The sequence below is a fragment of the Pseudomonas sp. EU05-FHT14B02 genome, assembly GCF_058791055.1.
In genome coordinates, this window is the sequence record NZ_JBYTDD010000050.1 from 1 (window position 1) to 15,639 (window position 15,639).

Genomic DNA, 15,639 nt, shown 5'->3' on the forward strand with positions numbered 1-15,639 from the left:
GGCGTCCCTGCAGGCGCGAGCCCGCTCGCGAAAAAACCGAGAGCGCTGCGGGGCGTCAGGTTTCCCGCGTCATCATTCGCGTTCTTCGCGAGCGAGCTCGCTCCTACAATGAAGCCAATCGCCTTCAATGCTAAAGTCGTCCCTCGAATTTGTATTATCCAAGGAAGCCTTTATGCCGGACGCGACGTCCCTCAGTGCTGGTTTTATGGTCGTTCACGGTAACCGCCTGGACGAGTTGCGCAGCCTGGTGGTCAGCTGGATGCGACGCTACCCGCTGGCTCCCCTGGAGAACGAAATCGCGTTGGTGCAAAGCAATGGCATTGCCCAATGGCTGAAGCTGGCACTGGCGGAAGATTCTGAAGAAGACGACATGGGAGGCTGTGGCATCGCAGCCGCCATCGACGTGCAGTTGCCCGGCAGTTTCATGTGGCAGCTCTATCGCATGGTCCTTGGCCGCGACGAAATTCCGGTCAAGTCCCTGCTCGATAAAGCCCCACTGACCTGGCGTCTGATGCGCCTGCTGCCGCAGTTGATCAATCAGCCGCACTTCGAGCCGCTGCAGCGTTTCCTGACTCATGACACCGATCTGCGCAAGCGCTATCAATTGGCTGAGCGTCTGGCGGATCTGTTCGACCAATACCAGGTGTACAGAGCCGACTGGCTCGAAGACTGGGCGGAAGGTCGCCATCAAACAAGAAACGCCAGGGGTGAAGCCAAACCCCTGACCCCGGCCAATTGCTGGCAGGCAGAGCTATGGCGCGCACTCTTGCTGGATGTGGGAGAAGAAGGCATGGCGCAAAGCCGTGCCGGTGTCCATCAGCGATTTGTCGAGCGTATCAACCATCTCGAAGCAGCCCCCAAAGGGTTACCCTCGCGAGTGATCGTTTTCGGGATTTCTTCCCTGCCTGCTCAAGCCCTGGAGGCGCTGGCGGGACTGGCACGATTCAGCCAGGTCCTGTTGTGCGTTCACAACCCGTGTCGTCACCATTGGGCGGACATCGTCGCCGATAAAGACCTGTTGCGGCATCAATACAAGCGTCAGGCCCGCAAAAGCGGCATGCCGGTAGTGATCGATCCGCAAACCCTGCATCAGCATGCGCACCCGCTGCTGGCCGCATGGGGCAAGCAGGGGCGGGACTATATCAACCTGCTCGACAGTTATGACGATCCCAACAGCTATCGTTCGGCATTCCGCGACGGGCGCATCGACCTGTTCAGTGACGGTCAGCCGCTGAATGTGCTCAACCAGTTGCAGGATGACATCCTCGAGTTACGCCCCCTCAACGAGACTCGGGAGCGTTGGCCGGCTATCGATCTGCAGCAGGACGAATCGATCCGTTTTCACATCGCCCATAGCGCCCAGCGAGAAGTCGAGATCCTCCACGATCAACTGCTTGCGCGCTTCAGCGCCGACCCGACATTGCGACCCCGAGACATCATCGTGATGGTCCCGGACATCGACAGCTACGCACCGCATATTCGTGCCGTGTTTGGACAGCTTGACCGCCAGGATCCTCGCTTCATTCCGTTTACCCTGGCTGACCAGGGCCAGCGTGGTCGCGATCCATTGCTGATTGCTGTCGAGCACCTGCTCAAGCTGCCTGACAGCCGATTCCCCGTCAGTGAGATTCTCGATCTGCTGGACGTCCCGGCATTGCGCGCTCGCTTTGGTGTCGAGGAGCGTGACCTGCCGACGCTGCACCGCTGGATCGAAGGTGCCGGCATTCGCTGGGGCATGAATGCCGAGCAACGTGCCGGGCTCGGGCTACCCAACGAACTGGAGCAAAACAGCTGGCGCTTCGGCTTGCGACGAATGTTGCTCGGTTATGCCGTTGGCAGCGCCGATGCTTATGAGGGGATCGAGCCCTATGACGAGATCGGTGGGCTGGACGCTGCGCTCATCGGTCCGCTGGTTGCGTTGCTGGACGCGCTGGAAGTGGCTCACCACGAGCTCTCTCAGCCGGCATCGCCAGGACAATGGGGCTTGCGCTTGCAGGCGTTGGTGCAGTTGTTCTTCCTTGCCGCTAACGAACACGATGACTACTTGCTGGCCCAGCTCGAAGAGCTGCGTGAGACCTGGCTTGAGACCTGCGAATCCGTCGGGTTGCAGGATGAATTGCCGCTGACCGTCGTCCGTGAAGCCTGGCTTGCGGGTCTGGATCAGGGCCGTTTATCCCAACGTTTTCTGGCAGGTGCGGTCAACTTCTGCACCTTGATGCCCATGCGCGCTATCCCGTTCAAACTGGTGTGCCTGCTGGGCATGAATGACGGCGATTATCCACGGGCGCAACCGCCGCTGGATTTCGATCTGATGGGCAGTGATTACCGTCCGGGTGACCGCTCCCGGCGCGAAGATGACCGCTACCTGTTACTGGAAGCCTTGTTGTCGGCACGGGACCAGCTCTACATCAGTTGGGTGGGTCGCAGTATCCGCGATAACAGCGAGCGGCCTGCCTCGGTGCTGATCGGCCAGTTGCGTGACCACTTGGCCAGCGGTTGGCGAATGCTGCAAAGCGACGAGGATCTGCTGGAAGCCATGACCCGGGAACACCCGTTGCAACCCTTCAGTGCTCGCTACTTTCACGACGGGGATGAGTCGTTCAGCTACGCCACCGAATGGCAGGTCCTTCATCAGGCGGCAGAGCAGCAGGCAAACGCCGAAGTGCTCGGGCCCCACGTTCAGGACGAACCACTGAGTCTCGGTCAACTGCAGGATTTCCTGCGCAATCCGGTACGGCACTTTTTCAGCCAGCGACTGAAGGTCTTCTTCGAGGCGGCAGAAGTGCCGTTGGCCGATGAAGAACCCTTTGTCCTGGATGCGTTGCAGCGTTACAGCCTCAGCGACCGTTTGCTCGAAGCGGCACTGGCAGATCCTGGAAATACCGGGCAGGCACTGGAGGATCAGGCGAAGCGTTTGCAGAACAGCGGGCTGTTGCCGATGGCCGGATTCGGTGAGTGCCTGCAACGTGAGTTGATCGAGCCATTGCCTGACTTGCTACAACGCCACCAACAGCTCCTGGCGTTGTGGCCAACACCGCTCAGCAGCGCGTTGCCCGTCAGTCTTGAGCTGCAAGGCCTGCACATCGAGGGCTGGCTCGGCGGCCTGCATCAGCGTGCTGATGGTGGTTTGTTGTCTGTCACAACGATCCCCAACAGCATCGGCTCGATCAAGTCGCGCAAATGGCATCGACTGACACGCCCTTGGGTCAATCATCTGATGGCTTGTGCCAGTGGCATGGCGTTGACCACCGCATTGGTGGCCAGTGACGACAGCCTGTTGCTCGGTCCGCTGGACCAGTCCACGGCACAGAAAATTCTCGGTGACCTGTTGATGGCCTGGCAGTCGGGGATGCGCCAGCCTCTGCCGATCGCGGTCAAGACCGCTTTCGCGTGGCTGGGGCAAACCGACCCGGTCAAGGCCGAGGCCGCTGCGCGCAAGGCCTATGAAGGCGACGGGCAGACGACGGACGGGGAGCGGCGCGAAAGCCCGGCACTCGCCCGCCAATTCGCCGATTACGCTGCCTTGACCGCCGATGAGACGTTCCCCCAATGGTGTGACGCGCTCTATCGCCCGCTTCTTGAAGCGCCCTGGCGTTCCCTGTCCAGCGAGGAGTCGCGCTGATGAGCACGAAGACACCTTTGGCCTTGGCATTCCCGCTGCGCGGCAGTCAACTGATCGAAGCCAGCGCCGGGACCGGCAAGACGTTCACGATTTCCGCGTTGTACCTGCGTTTGGTGCTTGGCAACGGCGGGGAGGGCCGAGGCTTCGGACGTGAACTGTTGCCACCGCAAATCCTTGTCGTGACCTTCACCGACGCCGCGACCAAAGAGCTGCGCGAACGCATCCGTACGCGACTCGCCGAGGCCGCGCGATATTTCCGGGATGAAACACCAGCCCCCGACAGCCTGATTGCCGAGTTGCGTGATCAGTACTTGCCCGAGCAATGGCCTGGATGCGCAAACCGCCTGGATATCGCCGCCCAGTGGATGGACGAGGCGGCGGTGTCGACCATCCACAGTTGGTGCCAGCGCATGTTGCGCGAGCACGCATTCGACAGCGGCAGCCTGTTTACCCAGACCCTGGAAACCGACCATAGCGACTTGCTGGGGGAAGTCCTGCGCGATTACTGGCGGCTGTTCTGCTACCCGATGCAAGGTGACGCCTTGAATTGGGTGCGCAGCAATTGGGGCGGACCGGCGGCGCTGCTGCCGCGGATTCGTGCACTGTTCGCTAGCGAGCGGGATACCCTTGAAGGGAAAGAACCTGCCGAAGTGATTTCGCAATGCTTGCAAGAGCGAAGGGCGGCCCTGATCGAACTCAAGAAGCCCTGGCTGCAGTGGGCGGACGAGTTGCTTGCGATCTGTCACCAGGGCGTTGCCAGCAAGGCTGTCGACGGTCGCAAGATGCAGGCTCGCTATTTCGAGCCCTGGTTTGAAAAGATCAAAGCCTGGGCCGAAGACGAATCCCTTGAGCAACTGGATATCGGCACCGGTTTCACGCGCCTGACCCCGGATGGCATGGCCGAAGCCTGGAAGGGCGAAGCGCCTCGACATCCGGGGCTCGATGGGATGGCCGGGCTCAAGGCCTGTCTCGATGGGCTGCCAACACCCGATGCCGCCGTACTGCAACATGCGGCTCGCTGGGTCGGGGCGCGATTCGAGGAGGAGAAGCGCCGCCGCGCGGAAATGGGTTTCGACGACATGTTGCTGCGTCTTGATGCGGCCTTGCAGTCCGATGGCGGCGAGCGACTGGCAACCTTGATTCGCGAGCAGTTTCCGGTCGCACTGATCGATGAATTCCAGGACACCGACCCGGTGCAATACCGGATCTTCGAGAGCATCTACCGCATTGAAGAGAACAGCCCCGAGTGCGGCCTGTTCCTGATCGGCGACCCGAAACAGGCGATCTACGCTTTTCGCGGCGCCGACATCCATACCTACTTGCGCGCCCGCCAGGCCACCACTGGCCGCCTGCACACCTTGGGCACCAACTTCCGCTCAAGCCATGGCATGGTCAACGCGGTGAACCATGTGTTCGAGCGCGCCGAAGCCCGTGAGTCAGGACGCGGCGCGTTCCTCTTTCGGGAGAAGAATGGCGACAACCCGGTTCCGTTCACGCCGGTTGCCTCCCAGGGCCGCAAAGAAGTCTTGCGCATCAATGACCAGGCAATCCCTGCCTTGAACATCTGGCACTTGTCGGCCGAACAACCGTTGTCCGGTGCGGTGTACCGGCAACATCTGGCGGCTGCCTGCGCCAGTGAAATCACGGCATTGCTCAATGGCGGGCAGCAGGGGCAAGCGGGATTCACCCAAGACGGCAAAGCCTTCAGGGGCCTGCTACCGGCGGACGTCGCCATCCTGGTGCGCGATGGCAAGGAGGCGCAGGCGGTTCGTGCGCAATTGGCCGCCCGTGGTGTGCGCAGTGTTTATCTGTCGGACAAGGACTCGGTGTTCGCCTCCCAGGAGGCGCATGACGTGCTGACCTGGCTCAAGGCCTGCGCCGAGCCGGACGTCGAGCGCCCGTTGCGGGCTGCGTTGGCCAGCATCACGTTGAACCTGTCGTTGACGGAACTGGAGCGCCTGAATCAGGACGAGTTGGCATGGGAGTCCCGGGTCATGCAGTTCCGTGGCTATCGCGAAGTCTGGCGTAAGCAGGGCGTACTGCCGATGCTGCGACGCTTGCTGCACGATTTCCGTTTGCCCCAGGCGTTGATCGCCCGCAGTGACGGCGAGCGCGTTTTGACCAACCTTCTGCACCTTTTCGAACTGCTGCAACAAGCCGCCGCTGAACTCGATGGCGAGCAAGCCTTGATCCGGCATTTGTCCGAGCATCTGGCGTTGTCCGGGCAGGCCGGCGAAGAGCAGATCCTGCGTCTGGAAAGTGATGAGCAATTGGTCAAGGTCGTGACCATCCACAAGTCCAAAGGTCTTGAATACCCCTTGGTGTTCCTGCCGTTCATTTGCTCGGCGAAGCCGGTGGATGGCAGCCGTCTGCCATTGCACTACCACGATGAATCCGGCAATGCCCAGGTCACGTTGAAGCCGACGACAGAGTTGATTGCCCTGGCTGACGATGAGCGTCTGGCCGAGGATCTGCGCTTGCTCTATGTCGCCCTGACCCGGGCGCAACACGCCTGCTGGCTGGGGGTGGCCGACCTCAAGCGCGGTAACAACAATGGCTCGGTGCTGCATCTGTCGGCATTGGGTTATCTGTTGGGCGGCGGTGCGCCATTGGCCGAGTCCCCGGCGTTACAGCGTTGGCTGCTGGATCTGCAACAGGACTGCCCGGCGCTGGCGTATGCCGAGATGCCTGAAGCAACAGCAGAGCATTATCAGCCACCACAAAACGATGCGGCGTTGCTGGTTCCGCGGGTTCCGAAACGTAAGGCCAGTGAAAACTGGTGGATCGCTTCCTACAGCGCGTTGCGCATTGGCGACACCCTGAGTGTCGGCACCGACGAGGCGCCGGAGAGCCCACAGGCGCAAAAACTGTTCGATGACGAACGCCTCGACCCGCAGGCCCCCAGGGAGGTGGTTGCCGGTGGTGGCGATATCCATCACTTCCCGCGCGGCCCGAATCCCGGCACCTTCCTCCATGGCTTGCTCGAATGGGCAGGGGGCGAGGGTTTTGATGCGGCACCACACGAGGTGATCGACGCCATTGCCCGTCGCTGCAACCGTCGAGGCTGGGAGGGCTGGATCAGCACCTTGAGTGACTGGCTGCAGCATCTGCTCAAGTCGCCGTTGCAACTGGGTGCCGGCCAGGCGCCAGTGGTATTCGGCCAGTTGACGCAGTATCAGGTCGAGATGGAGTTCTGGTTCGCCAGCCATAAGGTCGATGTGCTCAAGCTCGACGCGCTGGTGTGCCAATACACCCATAACGGCGTGGCCCGGGTGGCCGCGGAACCGGTGTTGCTCAACGGTATGTTCAAGGGCTTCATCGACCTGACGTTCGAACATGACGGCCGCTATTACGTTGCCGACTACAAATCCAACTGGCTCGGCGTCGATGATGCGGCCTACACCGCGCAGGCCATGGAACAATCGATTCTCGACAACCGTTATGACCTGCAATACGTGTTGTACCTGTTGGCCCTGCACCGCCAACTCAAGGCGCGGCTCGCCGATTACGACTACGACCGGCATGTCGGCGGTGCGTTGTACCTGTTTTTGCGCGGTACGCGCGCGGCCAGCCAGGGTGTGTTTTTCGCCCGCCCGCCAAGAGAGCTGATCGAGCGTCTGGACAGGTTGTTCCAGGGCAAGCCAGAGCCCAAGGCCGAACCCGCTTGGGAACAGGGAGTACTGTTATGAGTCGCACATTCGCCGATTTGTTGCCCACATCGCTGGCAGCCGAAAGCCTGGTCGATCTGGCGCCGCTGAGTCGTGCCGACGACTTGCTGTTGTTGCTCACGCGTTGGGTCGAGCGTGGCTGGTTGCGCGCGCTGGACAAAGCCTTTGTGGCGTTTCTACATGAACTGGCGCCGGAGGATGATCCGTTGGTGTTGCTGGCAGCCGCGCTGACCAGCCACCAATTGGGTCACGGGCATGTCTGCCTCGACCTGTTCGAGACACTGAAAGAACCGGACTTCGCCCTGTCGCTGCCACCCGAAGGTGACGTGCAAGGCGGCGCGATGTTGTTGCCCTCGCAATTGCTGGGATCGCTGGACGGTGCTCATTGGTGCAAGGTGCTGGCCGCCAGCAACCTGGTCGCACTGGCTGCTGACAATCGTGACAACGTGCGTGACCGACCTTTGGTGTTATCGGGCAAACGCTTGTACCTGCGCCGCTATTGGGCCTACGAGCGGCGAATCGACCTTTCGTTGCGCGAGCGTTTGACGGAACACGAATCCACGCCGATCGACTTGCTCCAGCGTCTCACCGGGTTGTTTGGTCCTGCCCGGCCTGGTGACGTGATCGACTGGCAGAAGCTTGCCTGCGCACTGGCGACCCGTAGCGCCTTCAGCATCGTGACGGGGGGGCCGGGAACCGGCAAGACCACAACCGTCGTGCGCTTGCTGGCGTTGCTCCAGGCGCCGGCAGTCGAGGCCGGCATGCCCTTGCGCATTCGCCTCGCCGCACCGACCGGCAAGGCCGCGGCGCGTTTGACAGAATCCATCAGCCAGCAAGTCCGGACCTTGAAGGTCACGGAGGACGTTCGGGAAAAGATTCCGTCCGACGTCACCACCGTTCACCGCCTGCTCGGCAGCCGGCCCGGGACTCGTCATTTCCGGCACCACGCGGGCAATCGCCTGCCGCTGGATGTGTTGGTGGTGGACGAGGCCTCGATGATCGACCTGGAAATGATGGCCAACCTGCTCGACGCCTTGCCCGCCCATGCGCGCCTGGTGCTGTTGGGAGATAAGGATCAGCTGGCTTCGGTAGAAGCCGGTGCGGTACTGGGGGATCTGTGTCGCGACGCCGAGGCTGGCTGGTACAGCCCGCAGACGCGCCAGTGGCTGGAAGCCGTCAGCGGCGAGAGTTTGCAGGCCAGTGGATTGCAGGAGGACACGCAGGGCGCTCATCCACTGGCCCAACAGGTCGTGATGTTGCGCCATTCCCGGCGATTCGGTGAAGGTAGCGGTATTGGCCAACTGGCTCGTTGGGTCAACCAGCAGCAACCCGAAGAAGCACGCAGGTTGTTGTCTGCGCGAAGCCATGACGATGTGTATGCCTTGTCCCTCAAGGGGGAGCAGGACAGGGCCCTGGAACGCTTGCTGCTTGAAGGCCACGGTGAAGGGCCGCAGGGTTATCGGCACTACCTGAGCCTACTGCGCAATCAGCGCCCGGCGCTCGATTGTCCGTTGGAAGATTCACGCTGGACCGACTGGGCCCGGGAGGTGTTGCAAGCCTTCGACGCGTTCCAGTTGTTATGTGCCGTGCGCAAGGGACCGTGGGGTGTGGAGGGCTTGAACCAGCGAGTGACGGACGCCTTGCTGAGGGCACGCCTGATCGACAGTGACCAGCAGTGGTACGAAGGCCGTCCGGTTCTGATGACCCGCAATGACTACGGCCTGGGTTTGATGAACGGCGATATCGGCATCGCCCTCAAGCTTCCGGAGCGTGAGGGCCCCGAGGCCGGCAAGCAGGTTCTGCGTGTCGCCTTTCCGCGCAATGACGGCCAAGGGGGCGTGCGCTTTGTCCTGCCGAGCCGGCTCAATGATGTCGAAACCGTGTACGCCATGACCGTGCATAAATCCCAGGGCTCGGAATTTGCCCACACCGCGTTGATTTTGCCTGACGCCTTGAACCCCGTTTTGACCAAGGAACTGATCTACACCGGGATCACCCGTGCCAAGAACTGGTTCACCTTGATCGAGCCCCGCACAGGGGTGTTCGAAGAGGCGGTGAGGCGCAAGGTCAAACGCTTGAGCGGGTTGATGCTGGGGCTTGGCGCCGACTAGTCGGCAAACAGCATCTCCCGGCTGTCACCCATCAACAGTCCATGATTCTGTTCTGTGACCGCGCGGATGTAATCCCACAACAGGGTGATCCGCTTGAGCTTCCTCAGGTCTTCGCGGCAGTACATCCAGAACTGTCGGGTGATATTGATTTCCTGCGGCAACACCGGCAGCAGGCGCGGGTCCTGGGTGGCGAGGAAGCACGGCAGGATCGCCAGTGAGCGTCCTTGCTGCGCGGCCACAAATTGCGCAATCACGCTGGTGCTGCGCAGGTTGGCGCTGGCGCCGGGCAATACGTTGGCCAGATACAGCAGCTCCGAGCTGAACGCCAGGTCGTCGACGTAACTGATAAACGAATGTTTGGCCAAGTCTGCCGGTCGGCGGATCGGTGGGTGGTTGTCCAGATAGTCCTGGGTCGCGTACAGCTGCAATCGGTAGTCGCACAATTTGCAGCAGACGTACGGTCCATGCTCCGGACGCTCCAGGGCGATGACGATGTCGGCCTCGCGCTTGGACAGGCTGATGAAATGCGGCAGCGGCAGGATATCCACCGAGATGGCGGGGTAGGTGTCGACGAAGTGGCTCAGCTGCGGCGTGATGAAAAAGCTGCCGAAGCCTTCGGTGCAGCCCATGCGCACATGACCGGACAGCGCCACGCCGGACCCGGAAACCTGCTCGCACGCCATGTGCAAGGTACTTTCGATCGACTCGGCATACCCCATCAACCGCTGGCCTTCGGCGGTCAGGACAAAGCCGTTGGTCCGGGATTTTTCGAACAGCAATGTGCCCAGTGCTGTTTCCAGGGAGCTGATGCGTCGCGACACCGTGGTGTAGTCCACCGCCAGGCGCTTGGCTGCGGTGCTGGCCTTGCGGGTGCGGGAGACTTCCAGGAAAAACTTGAGGTCGTCCCAGTTCAGCGAACCGAGGGAGGTGATGTTTTTTTGCATGTTGGACCGGTTTTTATGTGCGTTCTTATCAGAAGTTTGCACATCTATACTCCAAAAACAGCCCGTTAACCAATTCGCGGCGCATGCCTCTTCTCAAGGCGACTATTTCGCCTTGGCTCCCAAGATAACAACAAAGATCTGGAGACCCACATGAACGTATCGCTCACGCCCAATGACACCACCGTGCAGAAGGTCAAACTGTTGATCGACGGCCAGTGGGTCGAATCCAAGACCACCGAATGGCACGACATCATCAACCCGGCGACCCAGCAGGTGCTGGCCAAGGTGCCGTTTGCCACCGCTGAAGAAGTCGATGCTGCCATCAGCGCCGCTCATCGTGCATTCCAGACCTGGAAACTCACACCTATCGGCGCGCGGATGCGCATCATGCTCAAGCTCCAGGCGCTGATTCGCGAACACTCCAAGCGCATCGCCGCGGTCCTCAGCGCCGAGCAGGGCAAGACCATTGCCGACGCCGAAGGCGATATTTTCCGTGGCCTGGAAGTGGTCGAGCACGCCTGTTCCATCGGCAGCCTGCAAATGGGCGAGTTCGCTGAAAACGTCGCCGGTGGCGTCGACACCTACACCCTGCGCCAGCCGATCGGCGTGTGCGCCGGCATTACCCCGTTCAACTTCCCGGCGATGATTCCGCTGTGGATGTTCCCGATGGCCATCGCCTGCGGCAACACCTTCGTGCTCAAGCCGTCCGAACAGGACCCGATGTCGACCATGCTCCTGGTGGAGCTGGCGATCGAGGCGGGCATTCCGGCCGGTGTGCTCAACGTCGTGCATGGCGGCAAGGATGTGGTCGACAGGCTCTGCACCCATAAAGATATCAAGGCGGTTTCCTTCGTCGGTTCAACCGCCGTCGGTACTCATGTCTACGACCTGGCCGGTAAACACGGCAAGCGTGTGCAATCGATGATGGGCGCCAAGAACCACGCCGTGGTGCTGCCGGACGCCAATCGCGAGCAAGCGCTGAATGCGCTGGTGGGTGCCGGTTTCGGTGCCGCCGGTCAACGCTGCATGGCCACCTCGGTGGTGGTGCTGGTGGGCGCGGCCAAGCAATGGCTGCCGGATCTCAAGGCGCTGGCGCAGAAGCTCAAGGTCAATGCCGGCAGCGAGCCGGGCACTGATGTTGGCCCTGTCATTTCGAAAAAGGCCAAGGCGCGGATTCTCGACCTGATCGAGAGCGGCATCAAGGAAGGCGCGAAACTGGAGCTGGACGGTCGCGAGATCTCGGTTCCGGGTTACGAGAAGGGCAACTTTGTCGGTCCGACCCTGTTCTCCGGCGTGACCACCGACATGCAGATCTACACCCAGGAAATCTTCGGCCCGGTGCTGGTGGTGCTGGAGGTTAATACGCTCGACGAGGCCATCGCCCTGGTCAACGCCAACCCTTACGGTAACGGCACGGGCCTGTTCACCCAGAGCGGCGCGGCGGCGCGTAAATTCCAGAACGAAATCGACGTCGGCCAGGTCGGTATCAACATCCCGATTCCGGTGCCGGTCCCGTTCTTCAGCTTCACCGGTTCGCGCGGTTCCAAGCTCGGCGACCTCGGCCCGTACGGCAAGCAAGTGGTGCAGTTCTACACTCAGACCAAGACCGTCACCAGTCGCTGGTTCGATGACGACAGCGTCAACGACGGTGTGAACACCACCATCAATCTGCGTTAAGGAGCCGGACATGAAAATCGCTTTTATCGGTCTGGGCAACATGGGCGCGCCGATGGCGCGCAACCTGATCAAGGCCGGCCATGCACTGCGCCTGGTGGACCTGAACAAGGCCGTGCTGGCGGAACTGGAACAACTGGGCGGCAGTATCAGTGCATCGGCCCGTGAAGCGGCAGAGGGCGCCGAACTGGTCATCACCATGCTGCCTGCCGCGGTGCATGTGCGCAGTGTGTGGCTGGGTGAAGATGGCGTGCTCGCCGGTATCGGCAAAGGTGTACCGGCCGTGGATTGCAGCACCATCGATCCGCAAACCGCGCGGGACGTGGCCGCCGCCGCTGCCAAACAGGGCGTGGCCATGGCCGATGCACCGGTCTCTGGCGGCACCGGTGGCGCAGCCGCCGGGACACTGACCTTTATGGTCGGCGCCACCCCCGAACTGTTCGCCACCCTGCAACCGGTACTGGCGCAAATGGGCCGCAACATCGTCCATTGTGGTGAGGTCGGTACCGGGCAAATCGCTAAAATCTGCAACAACCTGCTGCTGGGGATTTCCATGGTCGGCGTCAGCGAAGCCATGGCGCTGGGCGATGCCCTGGGCATCGACACCAAGGTGCTGGCGGGCATCATCAACAGTTCCACCGGGCGTTGCTGGAGCTCGGAGATGTACAACCCGTGGCCGGGCATCGTTGAAACAGCGCCGGCGTCGCGCGGATACACCGGTGGTTTCGGTGCCGAACTGATGCTCAAGGATCTGGGGCTGGCCACTGAAGCGGCGCGTCAGGCGCACCAGCCGGTGGTACTCGGCGCGGTGGCCCAGCAGTTGTATCAGGCGATGAGTTTGCGTGGGGAGGGCGGTCAGGACTTCTCGGCGATCATCAACGGCTATCGCAAACCGCAATAGAAGGGCGGTGAAAAAACTGTGGGAGCGAGCTTGCTCGCGATGAGGTCGTTACAGTCGACATTGATGGTGATTGACCCACCGCAATCGCGAGCAAGCTCGCTCCCACAGGGACTGCATATACCCAAAGATATTTACCGGGAGATCACGTCGGGTGATCCCCCGGTTTTTTTGTATCAGGCAAACACGAAATATTTGCGCACGGTTTCCACCACTTCCCAGGTGCCTTTCATTCCCGGTTCGATGACGAAAATGTCGCCGGCGCGCAGGTGGATCGGCGCCATGCCTTCCGGGGTGATGACGCAGTAGCCTTCCTGGAAATGGCAGTACTCCCACTTCACATATTCGACGTACCACTTGCCCGGCGTGCAGATCCAGGTGCCCATGATCTTGCTGCCGTCTTCACTCGTGTAGGCGTTGAGATTGACAGTGTGCGGGTCGCCTTCGAGTTTTTCCCATTTGCAGGCGTCGAGCACGGGCAGCGGGTGGGTATCGCGAAGTACGGTAATCGGTGCGGTCATGATGACTCCGGGCAGTGGGCTCAAGAACTGAAGTCGCACCCTATAGCGCCTGCCCATCGTTCAGTTGTCTGTGCTCGACACTGAGCTGTCCAGAAACGCACAACCCTCAAGGACGAGTCAGCGGGCAGTCGAGCCTGGATTGTTCGAGGCTATTCTCGAACTCGACCAATTGTGAGTGCTGTTGCGACAGCGCCGCTATCCGATCGGCGATTTCCTGTTTTTTGCTGGCGATGATCTGGTGTGCCCGTTCCCATGGCAACTGCGGACCCTGATGTCCGGCGAAGACCGACTGCAGTTCCTTGAGCCTGAAACCCAACTGCTGGGCACATTTGATGAACATCAGCAGGTCGACGCTGTGCTGGTCATAGATGCGGTACTTGCCCTGGCGGCTAGCGGCAGGCAGCAGGCCAATCGACTCGTAATGACGGATGCTTTTGACTGTGGTTCCGGAACGTTGCGCGGCTTGGCCGATGTACATGGGAAGGTCCTTTTCTCCGAGGGTAAAGCTCGGCGCATTATCGACCGACTCAAGCGCTGGCGATAGCTTCGGCTTGGCGCAACCAGGCTGCATGCCGGTCTGCGCTGGCGCCGAGAATTGGCCCGAAGGTGAGGGTTCGGGTTGGCTTGATGCCACAGAATTCCAGCGTGGTTTTACGGACCTGATGCAAACCGGGCATGCGGTAGATCCATCGGTAGTACCAGGGCGGTGTGTCCATGGTCACCAGCAGGTGGGCGGTTCGGCCGCGCAGGAGTTTGTCGGGGAAGGCTTTGCCCTGGCGATATTTGAAGGCAAAACCCGGCAAGAACACCCGGTCGAAAAAGCCCTTGAGCAAGGCCGGTACGCCACCCCACCAGATGGGATAAACCAGCGTCAGCTGTTCGGCCCACAGGATATCGGCCTGGGCGTTACGCAAGTCGGCCTCCAGCGGCTGGACCTGTTGATAGCCTTCGCGCAGCACCGGGTCAAAATCCATGCTGCCCAGAAACAATTGACGCACTTCATGCCCGGCGCGCACTGCCGACAGTGTGTAGCGCTCCGCAAGGGCGGCGCAGAAGCTGTTGCCGGACGGATGCCCGAGTATCACCAGTATTCGTTTACCCATCATCGCTGTCCTTGAAGATCAAACCTCAAGGATAAAGTCTGCCCCTCAGGGGAGAGTCAAGGCGTGCAGCAGGGCCTTGGCATAGCCGGGTAATGCGGCGAAGTCCCGGGCACAGAGCAGCAGTTTGCGTTGGCCCCAGGGTTCCTGCAGGGCGAGGCTTTTGAAGGGTAGTCCGGCGGACCCGCGTTCGACCGCGGCCAGCGGTACGATTGCCAGTCCCGCCCCACGGGCGACCATGCGCATCACGCCATCGAAACCGTCGGCGCGGATGCGAATCTGCATGCGCAGACCGGCGTGCAGTGCCTGCTCTTCCAGGTACACCGCCAGCGCGCTGTTGGCATTCAGGCCAACGTAGTCGTGATGCAACGTGTCGGTGAAGCTCACTGAGGTCGCATGAGACAAGGGATGTTCCCGGGGCATGATCAGCACCAGGGGATCATCGCGAAACGCTCGGGTCTGCAGGTCATCGGTATCCACCGCGTCGGAAACGATGCCCAGGTCCGCCGAACCCTGGCGCAAGGCGTGGGTGATGCGGGCGCTGGGCAGTTCCTGCAAGTCGATGTCGAGATTGGGATGGCTATGCAGGAAATCCGCGAGCAGCTCTGGCAGGTACTCGGTGATCGCCGTGGTGTTGCACAGCAGCCGCACCTGGCCTTTTACGCCTTGGGCGTATTCGGCCAGTTCCTGTTGCAGGCGTTCGGCCTGTTGCAGCAGAACCCGGGCGTGTCGGGCCAGGGCATTGCCGGCCGGCGTCGGGCTGACCCCACGACGATTGCGCTGAAGAAACTCGACGCCCAGCGACGCCTCCATGGCGCGAATTCGCGCGCTGGCCGCTGCCAGGGACAAATGACTGCGCGCGGCGCCGGCGGTGATGTTGCCGATGTCGAGGATGTTCAGGTACAGGCGCAGGTCGGTCAGGTCGAAGTGCATTACGGCAACCTCTGGATGTGTGTTGTCTGGGAGGCCGCCATCGCGAGCAAGCTCGCTCCCACAGGAGATTTGTGAACAACAGATAACCACAGTGGGAGATTCTATGGTTGAGGGAAAGCCCTCAACTGGCTTTTGGCTGATATTCGCTTTGCCCTTTCAGCAAGGCGA

At 61.2% G+C, this 15,639-nt stretch carries 10 protein-coding genes; 5 read left to right on the plus strand and 5 right to left on the minus strand.

Going from position 1 to position 15,639, the window contains the following annotated elements; translation table 11 throughout:
- Positions 1 to 172 precede the first annotated feature (172 nt).
- The 3 genes from recC to recD are packed head-to-tail and all read left to right on the plus strand — an operon-like array spanning position 173 to position 9,401.
- Positions 173 to 3,622 (plus strand): exodeoxyribonuclease V subunit gamma, encoded by a 3,450-nt coding sequence (gene recC / locus AC3WTM_RS29055; protein WP_102672782.1) that lies wholly within the window; start codon positions 173 to 175, stop codon positions 3,620 to 3,622.
- Positions 3,622 to 7,311, plus strand: a complete 3,690-nt coding sequence (recB, locus tag AC3WTM_RS29060; RefSeq protein WP_102672783.1) for an exodeoxyribonuclease V subunit beta — start codon at positions 3,622 to 3,624, stop codon at positions 7,309 to 7,311. Before recC ends, recB begins: the two co-directional genes overlap by 1 nt.
- Positions 7,308 to 9,401: an exodeoxyribonuclease V subunit alpha gene (gene recD / locus AC3WTM_RS29065; protein ID WP_102672784.1), complete on the plus strand. Its 2,094-nt coding sequence runs from the start codon at positions 7,308 to 7,310 to the stop codon at positions 9,399 to 9,401. The genes recB and recD overlap by 4 nt, the downstream gene beginning before the upstream one ends.
- On the opposite strand, the gene AC3WTM_RS29070 is transcribed toward recD, so the two are convergent.
- The gene (locus tag AC3WTM_RS29070) at positions 9,398 to 10,345 is read right to left on the minus strand and encodes a LysR family transcriptional regulator (RefSeq protein ID WP_102672785.1); all 948 of its coding nucleotides are present in this window, start codon (positions 10,343 to 10,345) and stop codon (positions 9,398 to 9,400) included. The two genes, recD and AC3WTM_RS29070, sit on opposite strands and share 4 nt — an antisense overlap.
- A 150-nt stretch (positions 10,346 to 10,495) precedes the next feature.
- On the opposite strand from AC3WTM_RS29070, the gene AC3WTM_RS29075 reads away from it, so the two are divergent.
- Together AC3WTM_RS29075 and mmsB are read left to right on the plus strand one after the other, a co-directional pair.
- The gene (locus tag AC3WTM_RS29075; RefSeq protein ID WP_102672786.1) at positions 10,496 to 12,022 is read left to right on the plus strand and encodes a CoA-acylating methylmalonate-semialdehyde dehydrogenase; all 1,527 of its coding nucleotides are present in this window, start codon (positions 10,496 to 10,498) and stop codon (positions 12,020 to 12,022) included.
- Between the two features lie 10 nt (positions 12,023 to 12,032).
- Positions 12,033 to 12,920, plus strand: a complete 888-nt coding sequence (gene mmsB, locus AC3WTM_RS29080; RefSeq protein ID WP_057716518.1) for a 3-hydroxyisobutyrate dehydrogenase — start codon at positions 12,033 to 12,035, stop codon at positions 12,918 to 12,920.
- A gap of 173 nt (positions 12,921 to 13,093) precedes the next feature.
- Here mmsB and AC3WTM_RS29085 read toward each other — a convergent pair whose 3' ends face one another.
- From AC3WTM_RS29085 to AC3WTM_RS29100, 4 genes are all read right to left on the minus strand, one after another.
- The gene (locus AC3WTM_RS29085; protein ID WP_007988984.1) at positions 13,094 to 13,438 is read right to left on the minus strand and encodes a cupin domain-containing protein; all 345 of its coding nucleotides are present in this window, start codon (positions 13,436 to 13,438) and stop codon (positions 13,094 to 13,096) included.
- A 106-nt stretch (positions 13,439 to 13,544) separates the two neighbouring features.
- The gene (locus AC3WTM_RS29090) at positions 13,545 to 13,916 is read right to left on the minus strand and encodes a MerR family transcriptional regulator (RefSeq protein ID WP_102672787.1); all 372 of its coding nucleotides are present in this window, start codon (positions 13,914 to 13,916) and stop codon (positions 13,545 to 13,547) included.
- 49 nt (positions 13,917 to 13,965) lie between these two features.
- On the minus strand, positions 13,966 to 14,544 hold the full coding sequence (locus AC3WTM_RS29095; protein ID WP_102672788.1) for an NAD(P)H-dependent oxidoreductase: 579 nt from the start codon (positions 14,542 to 14,544) through the stop codon (positions 13,966 to 13,968).
- Positions 14,545 to 14,586: 42 nt separating this feature from the next.
- Positions 14,587 to 15,471 carry a LysR family transcriptional regulator gene (locus AC3WTM_RS29100; protein ID WP_102672789.1) on the minus strand — a complete coding sequence of 295 codons (885 nt, stop codon included), beginning with the start codon at positions 15,469 to 15,471 and terminating at the stop codon, positions 14,587 to 14,589.
- Positions 15,472 to 15,639 lie beyond the last annotated feature (168 nt).